This is a genomic window from Citrobacter sp. wls826 (genome assembly GCF_005281245.1).
GTDB lineage: Bacteria > Pseudomonadota > Gammaproteobacteria > Enterobacterales > Enterobacteriaceae > Citrobacter > Citrobacter braakii.
The window spans coordinates 128,519-146,641 of the sequence record NZ_SZWS01000045.1 but is presented as its reverse complement, the minus strand read 5'-3'; the positions used below and the strand labels follow the sequence as shown (position 1 = coordinate 146,641).

Sequence of the window (18,123 nt, the reverse complement as noted above, 5' to 3'; positions counted from 1 at the left end):
TCAGAGTCAAGCATTTATTTTTGCTTTTCTCTGCGAGATTCTCAGTGGAACCCCTCTGACCCGGCGGTTTGTAATCCGTTGTTCCGTGTCAGTGGAGGCGCATTATAGGGAGTTATTTCAGGCTGACAAGGGGAAATTTAAAATAATCTTCCGAGTGCGTATTTTTCCACCAAAACAGCCTAAACAGCCTAAACAGCCAGTTTTTCGAGCGTCTTAAAGCCATAACGCTGCAGCACGGGCAATAATTGTTCGGCTTCTGCGGTCATTGCCATGCAGAATGCGACATTCTCATCAGTTGATTTCGCGTCTGGCGCTTCATGTTCTAATAACCAGGCCGTACGACGCGCAATCGCGGCACCAGAATCCACCAGCCGCGTCCCCTCGGGCAGGACCTGTAAAAGTTCTTCCCGTAATAGAGGGAAATGGGTGCATCCGAGCACCACCGTGTCAGGTGGTTCCGACATCCGCAGCCAAGGGCGCAGGACACGACGCAGTTCTTCCAGAGAAATGGTTTCACCGTGCAGCTTCGCTTCCGCCAGTTCCACCAGCTCAGCGGAACCCAGCATCGCTATCTGACATTCGTTAGCAAACCGTGCAATCAACTCATGGGTATATGAACGCTTCACCGTTGCACGCGTAGCCAGCAGTCCCACCACACCATTCGCCGTGAGTCGCGCCGCCGGTTTAATAGCAGGCACCACGCCCACAACCGGAAAGGCAAATTTCTCACGTAATGCAGGGAGCGATACCGTGCTTGCTGTATTACACGCGATGACCGCAAGAGAGAGGGGATAGCGCTGCTGGACCGCAGTCACAATCTCAACAACACGTTCGACGATAAACTCCTCGCTCTTCTCTCCATAAGGAAAGGCGACGTTGTCGAAAGCGTATATATAGTGGAGATCCGGCAAAAGACGCCGGATCTCGTCATAGACCGACAACCCACCGACGCCGGAATCAAACACCAGCACGGTGGGACGCGGATCAGAAAGTGTAGCTGCCAGACAAGGTGTATTCCCGTCCTGCAGTTGCGTAGCCATAAACTGTCTCGTAATCTTTATCGAACAGGTTGGCGATTTTACCACGAACTGTCAGCTGTGAGGTGATTGGATATGACACGCCAAGATCCCACAGGCTAACCCCACCCATTTTTACCGGCTGGTAGGTTACGTAGTCAGTGTCATAACGCGTTCCCAGGTAATGATACGTCAGGCCCCAGTCAAAATCATAAACCTGCCAGTCGAGCTGGTACTTCACCTGGTTTTTAGAACGCCGTGCGAGCGGCTTGTCCGTAATAGCATTGCGCGAATCGACATAATCGTAGCTCAGCGTATGTGCCAACGGCCCAGTATCAAAGTTTGCGGTCGCTTCCACACCTTTAATACGAACTTTACCTTCGTTAAAGTATTTCTCGGTATGCGGGTCGTAATCGATCATGTCGTCAATATCATTACGATATCCGGATACTCGCCAGTTCACGCCCGCCGTTAAGCCTTCAAACGCCCCTTCCCATTGCTTACTTTGTTCAGGATCCAGGTTCGAATTGCCGTAATAACCATGCAACTGTCCGAGATTAGGTGCTTTGTAAGATGTACCGTAGGACGCAATAAAGCGATAGCCTTCAATAAACTCCCATCCGGCGCTGGTCTGCCATGTGCCATGACGGCCAAACTCGGAGTTATCATCACTGCGCGCCGCACCTTCAAAGGTAAAGTCGCCCAGTTGCTGCAACCCGGTCAGGTAGAGACCCGTATTACGCTGATCGTAACCGTCCGTGACATACCCGGTGCCAGGCGTCGTGGTTTGCTTTTGCCAGTCAACGCCTGCGCCTACGTTACCGTGACCAAGCACCATACTGTTGGACCACTGAACATTATATTGCTTCATATCATCCAGTGTGGCCGAGGAGTCATAGCGGCCATAATCCGGATCATAGTTGTAATCTTTACTATGGCTATAGCTGGAAACCAGTTGTGACTGGATAAGTTCGCCATTAAAGCGCAGCCCGGCATCCCAGCTTTGGCTATAGAGCTGACGGGTATCCACTAACGGCGTCCCAGGATAATAATACGCGTCATAATCTGTTCGGTTATCATAGCCGTAGCCGCGAACAAACCCGCTCCATGTATCGGAAAAGTTATGTTCCAGCGCGCCATACAGCGTCTTACTTAAGAAACCGTCTTTGTCGGGCTGAGCCTGAGAGCCAGTGCTACCGTATGCGACAACATCAAAACCTTTGGTATAGGCATAATCGCCCATTAATGTGACGCGCGTATTTTCGCCAAGCTGTTGTTGGGTTGAGACATCGTAATTCTGATACCCATTGCTCCCCACACCGGCAGTGAGTTCCGTCCCCGGCTTTTCACGCGTGGTAATGATATTCACCACACCGCCAATCGCATCAGAACCATAAACTGCCGAACGCGGCCCACGAATGTATTCGATACGTTGCACTAACGAAACTGGGAACTGGCTAAGATCGGCTGCGCCGCTAACCCCTGCCAGGTTCAGACGCACGCCGTCAATCAACACCAGCACATGGCTGGCGTTGGTGCCGCGAATAGAAATAGACGAATTTTGTCCCATACCACCGTATTGCGCGATATCCACACCCGGCAGGCGACGAAGCACATCATTGACGGAAGTGGATTGCCAGCGATCGATATCCTGACGCGTAACAACGGTGATAGGGGCAAGTACAGCGCTACGAGGCTGCTGAAAACGGTTGGCAGTGACGACGAGAGTATCTGGGCTAGTGTCCTGCGCCCAACCCGAAAATGCTGTGACGGACAGTGCCGTGCACAGCAACGATTTTTTAATCATTGTAAAGCATCCACAATATAAGAAGGATGCCGCAGGTCCCACCGATAGTACGCGATGATGAAAACCAGATGCGACGTTAGCCGGCAGGTCTTCGGGCTTGGAGGCAACTTAAAGAGATGATGACTTCCCACGGCAAGCCGCAGTGTCTGCACCAGGTGCGATCATCTCCTACCTTCCTTACCGCTGCGCGTCAGCTCCAGATTCACACTGGATTCCCTTTTAACTCACAGGACCGGAAAACGGATGCTACAGTTTGTTACAACCTGGTGTCCAGACCGTGCATCACAATATCGGAAATCATCAATGACTGGACATCTGTTGAGCAATCCCTACAATCCCCGCGTACTTTTATTTTTCAGGACGCATCATGACCCCCGAACACCTTCCGACAGAACAGTACGACGCCCAGTTAGCTGAAAAAGTAGTGCGTCTGCAGAGCTTAATGACGCCATTTTATGCACAGGCTCCGGAAGTGTTTCGCTCGCCGGTCAGCCACTACCGTATGCGCGCGGAATTTCGTCTGTGGCATGACGGGGATGATCTGTACCACATCATGTTCGACAGCCAGACCAAAAGCCGTATCCGCGTCGACAGTTTCCCGGCGGCCAGCGAGCTTATCAACACGCTGATGACGGCAATGATCGACGGCGTTCGCAACAACCACGTCCTGCGCCACAAACTGTTCCAGATTGATTACCTCACTACCCTGAGCGATCAGGCGGTGGTATCGATGCTGTACCATAAAAAGCTGGATGATGAATGGCGTCAGGAAGCTGAAGCGCTGCGGGATGCGTTACGGGCGCAAAACCTGAACGTGCATCTGATTGGCCGGGCAACCAAAACCAAAATCGAGCTGGACCAGGATTACATTGACGAACGCTTGCCGGTTGCGGGTAAAGAGATTATCTACCGCCAGGTTGAGAACAGCTTCACCCAGCCGAATGCCGCCATGAATATTCAGATGCTGGAATGGGCGATTGATGTCACCAGGGGATCAAAAGGCGACCTGCTTGAGCTGTACTGCGGCAATGGCAATTTCTCGTTAGCCCTCGCACAAAACTTCAACCGCGTGCTGGCCACTGAAATCGCTAAACCGTCCGTGGCTGCTGCGCAATACAACATTGCGGCTAACCATATTGATAACGTACAAATTATCCGCATGGCGGCCGAAGAGTTTACTCAGGCGATGAACGGGGTTCGTGAGTTCAACCGTTTGCAGGGAATCGATCTGAAGAGTTACCAGTGTGAAACCATTTTCGTTGATCCACCGCGCAGCGGTCTGGACAGCGAAACAGAGAAAATGGTGCAGGCGTACCCGCGAATTCTGTACATCTCCTGTAACCCAGAGACATTGTGTAAGAACCTGGAAACGTTAAGCCAGACGCACAATGTTTCACGCCTGGCTCTGTTCGATCAGTTCCCGTATACGCACCATATGGAGTGCGGAGTATTACTGACCGCCAAGTAAATGATGTCCTGGCCGGGGGCGCTTCGCTTGCCCGGCCTACAAATATTACTCCACGATTTCCTGTCTACGGTTACGCACTTTAAAGCCGATCCAGAACACCAGAATCACCGACAGAACCGCTGGGAAGAAGTTTGAGCCAATATCCGGATATTCAGCGCGCACCACAGTGCTGTACAACAGAACGCCGAGAATAAAACAGGCGGCGGCCAGGCCCGGTAACCCCACAGGCATGGTGCGGTTTTGATAGCGTTGATGCAGACAATAAACCGTCAGCACCAGCGAAATAATTGGGAATACTGAGAATGGCACAATGGAGCTAAACAGCGCCGCAAATGTGCCATTGATCGATAAGCCAGCAACCAGCGCCAGCAGCAGCGTACCTTTATCTTGACCTGACTGTTTCATTGCTCGTCCTTCTCGTTACTCGGAGTGATGCGTCATCTTCTCTTGTTCACGGCGATACCAATAAAATGCGCCCTTCGCGATCATGCGCAGTTGCAATACCAGCCGTTCTTCCAGCTGTCGACGCTGCTCGGCGCCAACATCCAGTGCTTCTGCCCCGGCGCTGAACACAATGGTGACCATGGCTTCGGCCTGCGCTTCAGTAAACGCACGAGGCATATGGTTTTCGAGTTCAAGATAGTCCGCAAGTTCCGCAATGAAGTGCTGAATTTCACGAGCGACCGCTGCGCGAAACGCTGCGGAGGTTCCCGAACGCTCGCGCAATAATAAACGGAAGGCGTTGGGATTGTTGCCGATGAACTCCATAAATGTTGAGACCGAGGTGCGGATCACACTCCCGCCCTTCGCGATACGCTGACGCGCCTGACGCATCAACTGACGCAGCATCAAACCACTCTCATCCACCATCGTCAGGCCGAGTTCATCCACATCGCGGAAATGGCGATAAAACGAGGTTGGCGCAATGCCCGCTTCACGAGCGACTTCGCGTAAACTGAGGCTGGCAAAACTACGCTCAGCGCTGAGTTGACTAAATGCGGCTTCTACCAGCGAACGCCGGGTTTTTTCTTTTTGTTGCGCTCTAACGCCCATCACGATGTCTGAATCCTTCCACATACCTTGCTGGCACTATACCAGAGATTAGGCGGTTGGCATGGCTTTGTGAATGATTGTTTACGCGCAGTTTGTGCTTCGAGTTCGCAAAAAAGCACAACGATAATTGGGTTATCCCGACAACGATGTTACTATTCTGTTGCTTTTATGTATAAGAACAGGTAAGCCTGACCATGTCACATTCCTACGATTACGATGCAATAGTAATAGGTTCCGGTCCCGGCGGCGAAGGCGCTGCAATGGGTCTGGTTAAGCAAGGTGCGCGCGTCGCGGTGATTGAGCGCTATCATAACGTCGGCGGAGGCTGTACCCACTGGGGGACCATCCCGTCGAAAGCCCTCCGCCACGCCGTCAGCCGTATTATTGAATTCAATCAGAACCCACTTTACAGCGACCACTCCCGACTCCTTCGTTCTTCTTTCGCCGATATTCTCAACCACGCTGATAACGTTATTAATCAGCAAACGCGTATGCGGCAAGGATTTTACGAACGCAACCACTGTGAAATTTTGCAGGGAAATGCCCGTTTTGTTGATGAACACACACTCGCCCTTGAATGCCACGACGGCACGGTGGAAACGCTGACCGCGGATAAGTTCATCATCGCCTGTGGTTCACGCCCCTATCATCCGGTGGATGTCGACTTTTCCCATCCCCGGGTTTATGACAGCGACTCTATCCTGAGCCTGCACCATGAACCCCGCCATGTTTTGATTTATGGCGCGGGAGTAATTGGCTGCGAATATGCGTCGATCTTCCGTGGAATGGACGTCAAAGTCGATTTAATCAACACCCGCGATCGTCTGCTTGCGTTCCTCGATCAAGAGATGTCCGACTCGCTCTCTTACCACTTCTGGAACAGCGGTGTGGTCATTCGCCACAACGAAGAGTACGAGAAGATTGAAGGTTGCGATGACGGCGTCATCATGCATCTGAAATCCGGTAAGAAACTGAAAGCCGACTGCCTGTTGTACGCCAATGGCCGTACCGGTAATACCGATTCGCTGGCGCTGGAAAATATTGGGTTGAAAACCGACAGCCGCGGACAGTTGAAGGTCAACAGCATGTACCAGACGGCGCTGCCGCACGTGTATGCCGTAGGAGATGTGATCGGCTATCCGAGTCTGGCATCGGCGGCCTACGATCAGGGACGCATTGCCGCCCAGGCATTGGTAAAAGGCGAAGCTACCGCGCATCTGATCGAAGATATCCCGACCGGGATTTATACCATTCCGGAAATCAGCTCCGTCGGGAAAACCGAGCAGCAGCTCACGGCCATGAAAGTTCCATACGAGGTTGGCCGCGCCCAGTTTAAACATCTGGCACGTGCGCAAATCGTGGGTATGAGTGTCGGAACGCTGAAGATCCTGTTCCATCGCGAAACGAAAGAGATTCTGGGGATCCACTGCTTTGGGGAACGCGCGGCCGAAATTATTCACATCGGTCAGGCGATAATGGAGCAAAAAGGTGGTGGTAACACCATCGAATACTTCGTTAACACCACCTTTAACTACCCAACCATGGCGGAAGCCTATCGGGTAGCTGCGCTAAATGGCTTAAACCGCCTGTTTTAACGCACTGTCGAAATGGCCATCCATTGACCCACGGATGGCCTCTGCCAGCTGTTCATAACGGCTGCGCAGCGGCGAACCTGGACGATACACCAGGCCAATCGTACGGCGCGGTTCTGGCTTGATGCAGGGCAAATAGACAACGCCATCACGCTTACGCTCCGGCGGCACGGCCAGCGCAGGCAGTAAGGTAATACCGCTGCCTGCCGCCACCATGTTACGCAGCGTTTCCAGACTGGTTGCGCGGAAATGGGTATCCTCATCAGCACCCGCTTCAAAGCAGAAGCCCATCGCCTGATCGCGCAGGCAGTGGCCATCCTCTAGCATCAGCAGTTTCTCACCCGCCAGATCGGACATCGGCACACAGTCGCGGTTTGCCCATGGGTGATCTTCATAGATCGCCAGCAGCATAGGCTCATCAAATAACGGTACTTCGATGAACGCCTCACTCTCTTTCACCAGCGCCAGAATGACGCAGTCGAGCTTACCGCTATCCAGTTGCGCCAACAGCTGATGCGTCTGCGCCTCATGGAGATACATTTCCAGTTTTGGGAAGGTCTGGTGCAACATAGGAATAATATGCGGCAGCAGGTATGGCCCTACCGTTGGGATCAAACCAATATGCAGCGGTCCAGACATTGTCTCGCCTTGTTGGCTTGCCATCTCCTTGAGCACTTTGACCTCGCGCAGCACGGTGCGCGCCTGATCCACCAGCAGTAAACCTGCCTGAGTGAACAGCACTTTGCGACTCGTACGCTCCAGCAGCATGACGCCAAGCTCATCTTCCAGCTTGCGGATCTGTCCGCTCAGCGTTGGCTGACTAACGTGACAGGAGTCTGCCGCTCGTCGGAAGTGACGATGTTCGGCTAGCGCCACCAGGTATTCAAGATCACGAATATTCATTATTCATCCTCCATCGCCACGATAGTTCGTAGCGATAGGTAGAATAGCAACGAACGATTATCCCTATCAAGCTTTCTGTTTAATAATGCACCACAGAAACGGAACGGTACCCCTTTAACCCTTGAAGCTACTGTCCGTTTTGAGAGTTTCTCTCATACTCGAAATAACTAAAGCCAACGTGAACTTTTGCGGACCTTGAGTCCGCATTTTTTTTGCGCCCGGCGCGAATACATTCAAAAAAATATATACAAAATATAAATTACATATTCTCATCCGATTATTTAAATTAAAACCATATTAAATTAAAATAATCAAAAACATTTTGTATCATTTATATATTTGACGCCCTGTCAGGTTCATAAATAATAACCGCGCGATATTCAATATATGGCAAATCGCAAGAACACTCGTTTCTTCGCCACTCTAATTATTTAGAGTACATTCACCCATATTTTTCTAATATTTATCGAATGGAATCTTTTATGAAACTCAATACTATTTCGCGATATTTTCTCGCGGCAGGCCTGATGTCGTGCGCCGCAAACGCATTCGCTCTGGAAGCCTGGAGCGGTCAGGCAGGTGGAAACACCATTGAAGTTATTTTTGACAGTAAAGTTTATAGTAACCGCTGGTATGTAAATGCCGATAATTGCCCACAGGGCGCGTCCGCTGAAAACTGGGATAATCCGTGGGGTTATGTGCGCGATGCCACAAAAGCGGAAATAGACCAATACGGCAACCCAACGACCTGTGATGCGGGCAGCGCCACGCCGGTCGCCCACGACGCCTTCAGCGCCGAAAAAGATTATGCCGAAGATGATATTGTCGTTTATAAGGATGTGACATATGAAGCGGCAATCCCTGTTCCGGCTTATTCCTTTACCCCAGGTGCCGACAATCCGTGGAAACTCTATACGCCAGTCCCCGACTGGCGTTCCAGCCAGGTTTACAACAAAGGGGATGAGGTCAAAGTTGACGGCCAGTCTTATGAAGCACTGTACTATACCGTTGGCGAAAATCCTTCCATTGCAGGTAACCAGAACCCGACCGGCACCAATGGCCGCCCGTGGAAACCGTTAGGCCCAACGGTCGAATTCACCCAGGAACAATTTAGGAATGCCCCTCAGCTCAACTCCATTGCGCTTTACGAACCCGGCAAACTGGTGTACTACAAGGGAATGCCTTTTGTCGCTCAGACGAAAGTCAAAGGCGTTATGCCGTATGATAAAAACCCATGGGCAATTTATACCAACTGGACTGGCACCAAAGAGCGCGTAGGGACGCCGAAGAATCCGTGGCCTGCCCACGTTTATGCACCATACGTTGACTTTAGCCTGAACAGCATTCCGGATCTGGCGAAACTGGCGAAAGAGCAAAACATTACCCACTTCACCATGGCGTTTGTCGTCGCGAAAAGTGGCGAGCAGTGCATCCCAACCTGGGGTACGGCCTATAATCTGCAGGATTACTCACAGTACAGTAAAATAAAAGCGCTGCGTGAAGCCGGTGGCGATGTGATGGTTTCCATTGGCGGAGCGAATAACTCCCCGCTGGCGGCTGCCTGTAAAAATGTGAAAGACCTGCAAAAACTCTACTACGACATTGTTGATAACCTGAACCTGAACGTGCTGGATTTTGACATCGAAGGCACATGGGTGGCCGATCAGGATTCCATCGATCGCCGCAACCAGGCAGTAAAAGAGGTTCAGGCTCAGTGGAAAGAGGAAGGTCGCAAAGTCGGTATCTGGTACACCCTGCCGATTCTGCCGACCGGTCTGACGGCTGAAGGTCTGTATGTGCTGGAAAATGCGCGCCATGTCGGCGTTGAGCTGGCTGGTATTAACGTAATGACCATGGACTACGGTAATGCCGTCTGCCAGTCAGACGGTACCGAAGGGCAGAACATCCACGGTAAATGCGCCACGTCCGCCATCGACAACATGTTCACCCAGTTGAAAAAAATCTGGCCAGAGAAATCTGACAAAGAGATCAACGCCATGATGGGCACCACCCCGATGATCGGTTACAACGATGTACAGGGCGAAGTGTTCTATCTGTCCGATGCGAAACTGGTGATGGACGACGCGAAAAAACGCAACCTCGGCATGATTGGCGCGTGGTCGATGACGCGCGATCAGCCGGGCGTGGCGAAGCAGGTCAGCCCGGAACACAGCGGCATGACCGCACAGCAGGCACCGATGTACGCATACAGCCAGGTATTTGCGCCGTTTACGCATGATAATTCCGCAGATGAAGCGTCTACCGATCTTGCCGGTGATGTGAAAGCGGTTTATATCGATGTTTTTGATGGTCAGCAGCGCATCAATGTAAATTTCGATACCAGCAAGCTGAGCGGCAGTAACAGTTACTCGGTAGATGTGGATGGTAAATATGCCTTCTCTACCTCTGGCAACAGTGTCTACTACAGCTACCGTTCTAACTACGGTACGCAAAGCACGGTACGGACCGGTGGCATGTCCTACATGTTAGCGCCAGGAAAAGTGATCACCGTTAAACGTACCAATCCGAATCCTGAAGTCCTGGCACAGCTCACTGTGACGAGGGATATGCAGGAAGGTAACAATCCGGTCAAGGATGCCGGTGAAGTGAAATCGTTGACGGTTAAAAAAATCAACGGCGTACCGAATGTGGTTGTTGATTTTGACGCCAAAGCGCTGGGCTGGAAAGCAGCGAACGGTTCTGCGTGGGTCGTGAAAGTGATGGGCGACGCGAAAAACGGTAACTACATCTTCAGTTGTGACAACGGTAAATGCTATTACAGCTCTGTCAAAGCAGCAGGAGATATCACCACGGTAACGTCTGATGAAAGAGACATCTCCGAAGGTGAAACCATTGTCGTTGAACGTGTTACACCGAATCCGGCAACCGTCGCCAAACTGGTTGTTACGAAAGATATGCTGAAATAATCCTTTTCGCATAAAGTCAGAACCCCGTCAGCTCACAGCGACGGGGTTCTTTTTTTTACACCAGCCGCGCCTTCGCGTAGTCGATCGCCTGCGCCACCTGCTGTGGCGACACGCCGCCTTTCGCCGCACGTTTATCCAGGCACGATTGCAACGAGAGGATCGGATAAACGTCATCGCCAATCACCTGACTGAACTTTTGTAAGTCAGCAAGCGACAGCGCTTCCAGCGGTTTGCCCTGACGAATCGCCTCGACCACCGTCTCACCCACAATATGGTGTGCTTCGCGGAACGGGACGCCTTTTGCTACCAGATAATCCGCCAACTCGGTGGCGTTAGCATAACCCTGCTGCGCCGCTTCCTGACAACGCGGACGTTTCACCTGAATGCCATCCAGCACCAGCGCAGCCATATGCAGACAGTCCAGCCAGGTGTCGAGCGCATCGAACAGCCCTTCTTTGTCTTCCTGCATATCTTTATTGTATGCCAACGGGAGACCTTTTAAGGTCATCATCATGCCGGTCAGCGCACCCTGCACGCGACCGCATTTGCCACGGATCAGCTCCAGCGCATCCGGGTTTTTCTTCTGCGGCATCAGAGATGAACCCGAAGTTACACGATCGGACAGCTCGACAAAGCCCGCTTCGCCGGTATTAAAGAAAATCAGGTCTTCAGCAAAACGCGACAGGTGCACCATGCCGATAGAAGCGTTGGAGAGTAACTCCAACACGTGGTCACGGTCAGAAACACTGTCCAGACTGTTACGCGTCGCCGAGGCAAAGCCCAGCCAACCGGCCAGTTGCTCGCGATCGATTTCATACGCCGTACCCGCCAGCGCGCCGCAGCCCAGTGGACTGACGTCCAGACGCTTGAGCGAATCCTGCAGACGGCTCTCGTCACGCGCCAACATTTCGACATAGGCCAGACACCAATGAGCAAACGTCACCGGCTGCGCACGTTGCAGGTGGGTGTAACCCGGCATAACGGCGTCCTGGTTATTCTCTGCCGTCACCACCAGCGCACTTTGCAGTTGACGGTTGGCCGACAGTAATTCAATAACCATGTCTTTACACCACAGTTTAAGATCGGTCGCGACCTGGTCATTACGGCTACGTCCGGTATGCAGTTTTTTACCAAGCTGGCCGACTTTATCAATCAGCTTACCTTCCACCCAGCTATGAATATCTTCGGCATCGCTTTGCAGGATCTGCTGCGGATTAACGCGAACCTCTTCCAACAGAGTGTTCAGCGCCTCTTCCAATTGCAGTTGTTCATCGGCAGTCAGTACGCCGACCGTTACCAGCGCTTTAGACCAGGCCACAGAGCCGACAATATCCTGTTCTGCCAGGCGGTAGTCAAAACGCAACGAGTCGTTGAACTGTTTGAACCGCTGATCTGCTGCCTGTGTAAAACGCCCACCCCAAAGTGCCATAACTTGCTTCCTTAATATCTTGAATTTCAACGCCGGATGGCGCTTAGCTTATCCGGCGTACAGGTTCGGTTCACGTAGGCCCGATAAGGCGTAACCGCCATCGGGTACAAAATAGTTTACGCTAAAATCCGCGTGCCAATTGGCATGCCGTTAAACAGCGCCGGAAGTTGCTCGGCATGACGCCAGGAGGCAATATCCACAGGGCGACCCAGCGTGCGCGCGGCATCCAGCGCCGCATTGACCTTCACGATCATGCCGTCAGTAATAATACCTTGTTCAATCAGTTGTTCCGCTTTCGCGGCGGTCATTTCGGCAATACGCTGGCCTTTTCCATCCAGAATACCGCTTACGTCAGAGAGCAGGATCAGATCCGCACCCAGCGTTGCCGCCAGCGCCGTTGCCGCCTGATCGGCATTAACGTTCATCAGCAGTCCGTCTTCAGTAACGCCAATGGAGCTAACTACCGGCAGAAAACCGCCTTCCAGCAGTGTGTTAATCAGCTTAGGCGAACCCGGCTGCGCCAGTCCAACATGACCCAGCGCTTTATCGAGCGGCGTCACTTTTACGCTATCGCCATCACCAAGATACAGACCCACGGATGCGATGTGATGCTTTTTCGCCCAGGCCAGTAAGGTTTTATTCGCTGTTCCCGCCAGGGCGCCGGTAATAATGTCAATTTGATCGGCTGGCGTGACGCGCAGACCATTTTTCTTTTTCACCGGCAGGTTCAGTTGCTTCATAAGATCGTCAACCACGCAGCCGCCACCGTGCACAATGACCAGCGGTCGCTGATGCGACTCACGATAATTCACCAGTGCGGTAAACAGACGCTCCAGCGCCTCTTCGCTATCCAGTAAAACGCCGCCCAGCTTGATAATTAATGGATTCATCGTTGCACCCTTAAATAAGAGACTGCGTTTCAGCAAAGCCAAAACGAATATTTGCGCACTGCATCGCCTGTGCCGCCGCGCCTTTCAATAAGTTGTCTTCAGTTGCCACCACGATCAGGTGCTCACCCTGTACGGCAAACCCGATATCACAGAACGGTAAGCCAACCACGTTCTTCAGCGCCGGAACGCCTTTGTCATACAGACGCACCAGTGGCTTATCGCCATACGCCTGTTGCAACGTTTGAGCCACCTGCGCATGGGTTACGCCCGCTTGCAAACGGCAGGTGATGGTTTCCAGAATTCCGCGCGGGAAGTTGCCCAGATGCGGGGTGAAGATCACCTCCGCACCAAGGTGAGTAGCGATTTCCGGCTGATGGCGATGGGTAAACACGCCATACGGCTGCAGGCTCACCTCACAAAAGCTGTTGGAAATAGCCGCCTTACGTCCCGCGCCGCTCACGCCGCTGGTGGCGTTAATTACCGGCCACTGGCTGAGATCCAGCAGCCCGGCATCAATCAGTGGTTTCAGCGACAGCTGCGCCGCCGTCGGGTAGCAACCCGGCACGGCAATCAGATTCGCGTCTTTCAGTTGGTCTGCGCTCCACTCCGCCAGTCCATAAACCGCCTGCTCCAGCAGGTCGGGATGCTGATGGGTAAAGCCGTAATATTTTTCATAGAACGCGCCGTCGTTTACGCGAAACGCGCCCGAGAGGTCAAACACCACGCATCCGGCCTGCAAAAACTGCGGGGCCAGGTCATGGCTCACCTCATGTGCCGTTGCGAGGAACACAACGTCCACCCCTGCGCTAAACTCGCTGATATCTGACATTGGCTGTAACGGTAAATCGACAATGCCTTTCAACTGCGGATGCAAATCGGAGATTAATTTTCCTGCATCATTGCTTTGCGCTGAGACGGTCAAAGCGGTTATGGTCATATCAGGATGGCGATTTACATAGGTCACAAGCTCTGCGCCGGCATAGCCACTGGCGCCCACAATCAGCGTATTCAACATCGGGGCTGCTCACCTTCTTAGATTCTGTTGCCAGATATAAGCCTTTATCACCTCACCTTACACTTGGTGGGTTTTATTACGCTCAACGTTAATGTATTTTTATTCACAAATACTGCATGAATATTGATACTATCATGACCCGAGGTGTGTCAACAATGAAAAACAATTTACCGCCATTTATCGAGATATACCGCGCTCTGATTGCCATGCCATCGATTAGCGCCACCGAAGAAGCGCTCGACCAAAGTAATGCAGGTTTAATCACTCTGCTGGCGGGCTGGTTCAAAGATTTAGGCTTTAATGTGGAGGTCCAGCCGGTTCCCGACACGCGCAATAAATTCAATATGCTGGCAAGCATTGGACAGGGAGCCGGTGGTTTGTTGTTGGCGGGCCATACCGATACCGTCCCCTTTGACGACGGACGCTGGACGCGCGATCCGTTCACCCTGACCGAGCATGACAATAAGCTCTACGGTTTGGGTACGGCAGATATGAAAGGCTTCTTCGCCTTTATCCTCGACGCGCTGCGTGACGTCGACGTCACTCAACTGAAAAAGCCCCTGTACATTCTGGCCACTGCCGATGAAGAGACCAGCATGGCGGGAGCGCGTTATTTCTCTGAAACCACCGCTTTACGCCCGGACTGCGCGATCATTGGCGAACCCACTTCTTTGCAACCTGTCCGCGCGCACAAAGGTCATATCTCTAATGCGATTCGCATTTTGGGACAATCGGGTCACTCGAGCGATCCGGCTCGTGGCGTGAATGCCATTGAACTGATGCATGATGCCATCGGCCATATCATGAATCTGCGCGATGACCTGAAAGAGCGCTATCACCATGATGCTTTTACCGTCCCGTATCCGACGTTAAATTTGGGTCACATCCACGGCGGCGACGCTGCTAACCGAATCTGCGCCTGCTGCGAGCTGCATATGGATATTCGCCCACTGCCCGGCATGACGCTTAACGATCTCAATGGCTTACTTAACGACGCGCTGGCCCCGGTCAGCGAGCGCTGGCCGGGTCGCCTGACGGTGTCGGAGCTGCATCCGCCAATTCCAGGCTATGAGTGCCCACCGGATCATCAACTGGTACAAGTGGTTGAGAAACTGCTGGGCGCACAGACTGAGGTGGTGAACTACTGCACCGAAGCGCCGTTTATCCAGACGCTTTGCCCGACGCTGGTGTTAGGGCCTGGCTCCATTAATCAGGCGCATCAGCCGGATGAGTATCTGGAAACTCGTTTTATTAAGCCAACCCGCGAATTGATCACCCAGGTTGTGCATCATTTCTGCTGGCATTAACCGCTTATCGCCTCGCTAACCCTTTAGTGGTAAGCGAGGTAATTTATTAACATTTCCATAAGCAAAGCTTATTTGATTCGATGTGAATTAAATAACGTAAATTCCCGTCATTTTTTCGTTTGCTGAACCGATTTCGCAGCAATTGACGTCACGACTTTTACGTGGCTTTATAAAAGACGGCTAACATACAAAGTCCGAGAGATTTCGTGTCACAGCAAGGCGGCAAGCGAGCTCATACAAGGAGCTTACATAAGTAAGTGACCAGATGGGCAAGCGCAGCCAACGCCGATGTCGCGCGAAAGATACAGGACGCATAAATTAAAGATGGGGTGTCTGGGTTAATATGAACGAACAATATTCCGCGTTGCGTAGTAATGTCAGTATGCTCGGCAAAGTGCTGGGGGAGACCATCAAGGATGCGCTGGGAGAGAACATTCTTGACCGCGTAGAAACAATCCGTAAGTTGTCCAAATCATCCCGCGCCGGCAATGAAGTCAATCGCCAGGAGCTGCTCACTACGCTGCAAAACCTGTCTAACGACGAGCTGCTGCCGGTTGCCCGCGCGTTTAGCCAGTTTCTGAACCTGGCCAACACCGCCGAGCAGTACCACAGCATTTCGCCAAAAGGCGAAGCAGCCAGCAACCCGGAAGTGATTGCTCGCACTCTGCGTAAACTGAAAGAGCAGCCCAACCTCGATGAAGCCACCATCAAAAAAGCCGTCGAATCTCTCTCCCTGGAGCTGGTTCTCACCGCCCACCCGACCGAGATCACCCGCCGTACGCTGATCCATAAAATGGGTGAAGTGAACGCCTGTCTCAAGCAACTTGATAACAAAGACCTCGTCGATTACGAGCGCCATCAGCTGATGCGCCGTCTGCGCCAGTTGATTGCCCAGTCCTGGCATACGGATGAAATCCGCAAGCTGCGCCCAAGCCCGGTTGATGAAGCCAAATGGGGCTTCGCGGTGGTTGAAAATAGCCTGTGGGAAGGCGTACCAAATTATCTGCGCGAGCTGAACGAACAACTGGAAGAGCATCTGGGCTATAAGCTGCCCGTTGATTTTGTCCCGGTTCGCTTTACCTCCTGGATGGGCGGCGACCGCGATGGCAACCCGAACGTAACGGCGGATATCACCCGTCACGTGCTGCTACTCAGCCGCTGGAAAGCGACCGATCTGTTCCTGAAAGACATTCAGTTTCTGATTTCTGAGCTGTCGATGGTGGATGCCACACCGGAACTGTTGGCGCTGGTGGGCGAAGAAGGCGCAGCAGAACCTTATCGTTATCTGATGAAAACCCTGCGTTCACGTCTGATGGCAACCCAGGCCTGGCTGGAAGCCCGTCTGAAAGGCGAGAAATTACCGAAACCTGCGGGACTTCTCACCCAAAACGAACAGCTCTGGGACCCGCTATATGCGTGCTATCAGTCTCTGCAGGCCTGTGGCATGGGCATTATCGCCAATGGCGAATTGCTCGACACCCTACGCCGCGTGAAATGTTTCGGCGTACCGCTGGTACGTATTGATATTCGTCAGGAAAGCACCCGTCACACTGAAGCCCTTGGCGAACTGACCCGTTATCTGGGCATTGGCGACTACGAAAACTGGTCGGAAGCGGATAAACAGGCTTTCCTGATCCGCGAGCTGAACTCCAAGCGTCCGCTGCTCCCGCGTAACTGGGAGCCGAGCAACGACACCCGCGAAGTGCTCGACACCTGCCGGGTCATTGCCGAAGCCCCGTATGGCTCTATTGCTGCCTATGTTATCTCAATGGCGAAAACACCATCGGATGTACTGGCCGTACATCTGCTACTGAAAGAAGCCGGTATCGGTTTTGCTATGCCGGTTGCCCCGCTGTTTGAAACGCTGGACGACCTCAACAACGCCGATGACGTCATGTCTCAGCTCCTGAACATTGACTGGTACCGTGGCTTTATTCAGGGCAAACAGATGGTCATGATTGGCTACTCTGACTCCGCAAAAGATGCAGGCGTGATGGCGGCCTCCTGGGCGCAATATCAGGCGCAGGACGCGTTGATCAAAACCTGCGAAAAAGCCGGTATCGAACTGACGCTGTTCCACGGTCGCGGTGGCTCCATTGGTCGCGGTGGCGCGCCTGCGCATGCGGCGCTGCTCTCTCAACCACCCGGCAGCCTGAAAGGCGGTCTGCGCGTGACAGAACAAGGGGAGATGATCCGCTTTAAGTACGGCCTGCCGGAAGTGACCATCAGCAGCCTGTCGCTGTATACCGCAGCAATTCTGGAAGCCAACCTGTTACCGCCGCCAGAGCCGAAAGATAACTGGCGTCATATCATGGATGAGCTTTCCGATATTTCCTGTGAGCTCTATCGTGGATATGTGCGTGAAAACAAAGACTTCGTCCCCTACTTCCGCTCCGCAACGCCAGAGCAGGAACTGGGTAAATTACCGCTCGGTTCACGTCCGGCAAAACGTCGCCCAACCGGCGGGGTAGAGTCTCTGCGCGCCATTCCGTGGATCTTTGCCTGGACGCAGAACCGCCTGATGCTCCCGGCGTGGCTGGGTGCAGGCACCGCACTGCAAAAAGTGGTTGAAGACGGTAAGCAAAGCGAACTCGAAGCAATGTGCCGCGACTGGCCATTCTTCTCCACACGCCTTGGCATGCTGGAAATGGTTTTCGCCAAAGCAGACCTGTGGCTGGCAGAATACTACGATCAGCGCCTGGTCAAAAAAGAGCTG

The 18,123-nt window shown here is 52.7% G+C and carries 13 protein-coding genes and 1 riboswitch; of the genes, 5 read left to right on the top strand and 8 right to left on the bottom strand.

All coding sequences use genetic code 11. The features are described 5' to 3' along the window. Window positions 1-188: 188 nt before the first annotated feature. Both murI and btuB read right to left on the bottom strand, forming a co-directional pair. A complete protein-coding gene (gene murI, locus FDW87_RS10240; protein WP_046276418.1) occupies window positions 189-1,040 on the bottom strand; it encodes a glutamate racemase in 852 nt (283 codons plus the stop codon). Further along, window positions 985-2,823, bottom strand: a complete 1,839-nt coding sequence (btuB, locus tag FDW87_RS10235) for a TonB-dependent vitamin B12 receptor BtuB (RefSeq protein WP_047497611.1) — start codon at window positions 2,821-2,823, stop codon at window positions 985-987. Before btuB ends, murI begins: the two co-directional genes overlap by 56 nt. A 64-nt stretch (window positions 2,824-2,887) precedes the next feature. Further along, window positions 2,888-3,075, bottom strand: a riboswitch (cobalamin riboswitch). Window positions 3,076-3,190: 115 nt separating this feature from the next. On the opposite strand from btuB, the gene trmA reads away from it, so the two are divergent. Next, window positions 3,191-4,291 carry a tRNA (uridine(54)-C5)-methyltransferase TrmA gene (gene trmA / locus FDW87_RS10230; RefSeq protein ID WP_019077891.1) on the top strand — a complete coding sequence of 367 codons (1,101 nt, stop codon included), beginning with the start codon at window positions 3,191-3,193 and terminating at the stop codon, window positions 4,289-4,291. Between the two features lie 45 nt (window positions 4,292-4,336). Here the strand turns inward: trmA and FDW87_RS10225 are convergent, their stop codons facing one another. Beyond that, window positions 4,337-4,696, bottom strand: coding sequence for a YijD family membrane protein (locus tag FDW87_RS10225; RefSeq protein ID WP_016155292.1), 360 nt, complete (start codon window positions 4,694-4,696; stop codon window positions 4,337-4,339). Between the two features lie 15 nt (window positions 4,697-4,711). Further along, window positions 4,712-5,347 carry an HTH-type transcriptional repressor FabR gene (gene fabR / locus FDW87_RS10220; protein WP_003028862.1) on the bottom strand — a complete coding sequence of 212 codons (636 nt, stop codon included), beginning with the start codon at window positions 5,345-5,347 and terminating at the stop codon, window positions 4,712-4,714. A 191-nt stretch (window positions 5,348-5,538) separates the two neighbouring features. On the opposite strand from fabR, the gene sthA reads away from it, so the two are divergent. Then, window positions 5,539-6,939 (top strand): Si-specific NAD(P)(+) transhydrogenase, encoded by a 1,401-nt coding sequence (sthA, locus tag FDW87_RS10215; protein WP_016155291.1) that lies wholly within the window; start codon window positions 5,539-5,541, stop codon window positions 6,937-6,939. Here sthA and oxyR read toward each other — a convergent pair. Then, window positions 6,922-7,839: a DNA-binding transcriptional regulator OxyR gene (gene oxyR, locus FDW87_RS10210; protein ID WP_003028858.1), complete on the bottom strand. Its 918-nt coding sequence runs from the start codon at window positions 7,837-7,839 to the stop codon at window positions 6,922-6,924. The two genes, sthA and oxyR, sit on opposite strands and share 18 nt — an antisense overlap. Before the next feature lie 482 nt (window positions 7,840-8,321). On the opposite strand from oxyR, the gene FDW87_RS10205 reads away from it, so the two are divergent. Then, window positions 8,322-10,766 carry a glycosyl hydrolase family 18 protein gene (locus FDW87_RS10205; RefSeq protein WP_137379705.1) on the top strand — a complete coding sequence of 815 codons (2,445 nt, stop codon included), beginning with the start codon at window positions 8,322-8,324 and terminating at the stop codon, window positions 10,764-10,766. Between the two features lie 55 nt (window positions 10,767-10,821). Here the strand turns inward: FDW87_RS10205 and argH are convergent, their stop codons facing one another. From argH to argC, 3 genes are all read right to left on the bottom strand, one after another. After that, complete coding sequence (argH, locus tag FDW87_RS10200) at window positions 10,822-12,195, bottom strand: argininosuccinate lyase (RefSeq protein ID WP_137379704.1); 1,374 nt, start codon at window positions 12,193-12,195, stop codon at window positions 10,822-10,824. 116 nt (window positions 12,196-12,311) lie between these two features. Beyond that, window positions 12,312-13,085, bottom strand: a complete 774-nt coding sequence (gene argB, locus FDW87_RS10195; protein WP_016155288.1) for an acetylglutamate kinase — start codon at window positions 13,083-13,085, stop codon at window positions 12,312-12,314. 10 nt (window positions 13,086-13,095) lie between these two features. Further along, window positions 13,096-14,100, bottom strand: coding sequence for an N-acetyl-gamma-glutamyl-phosphate reductase (argC, locus tag FDW87_RS10190; RefSeq protein WP_016155287.1), 1,005 nt, complete (start codon window positions 14,098-14,100; stop codon window positions 13,096-13,098). Between the two features lie 155 nt (window positions 14,101-14,255). Here argC and argE point away from each other — a divergent pair, with 155 nt between their 5' ends. Together argE and ppc are read left to right on the top strand one after the other, a co-directional pair. Next, complete coding sequence (gene argE / locus FDW87_RS10185) at window positions 14,256-15,407, top strand: acetylornithine deacetylase (RefSeq protein ID WP_016155286.1); 1,152 nt, start codon at window positions 14,256-14,258, stop codon at window positions 15,405-15,407. A gap of 343 nt (window positions 15,408-15,750) precedes the next feature. Further along, window positions 15,751-18,123: phosphoenolpyruvate carboxylase (gene ppc, locus FDW87_RS10180; RefSeq protein ID WP_252363102.1), on the top strand; the 2,373-nt coding region annotated here is incomplete at its 3' end.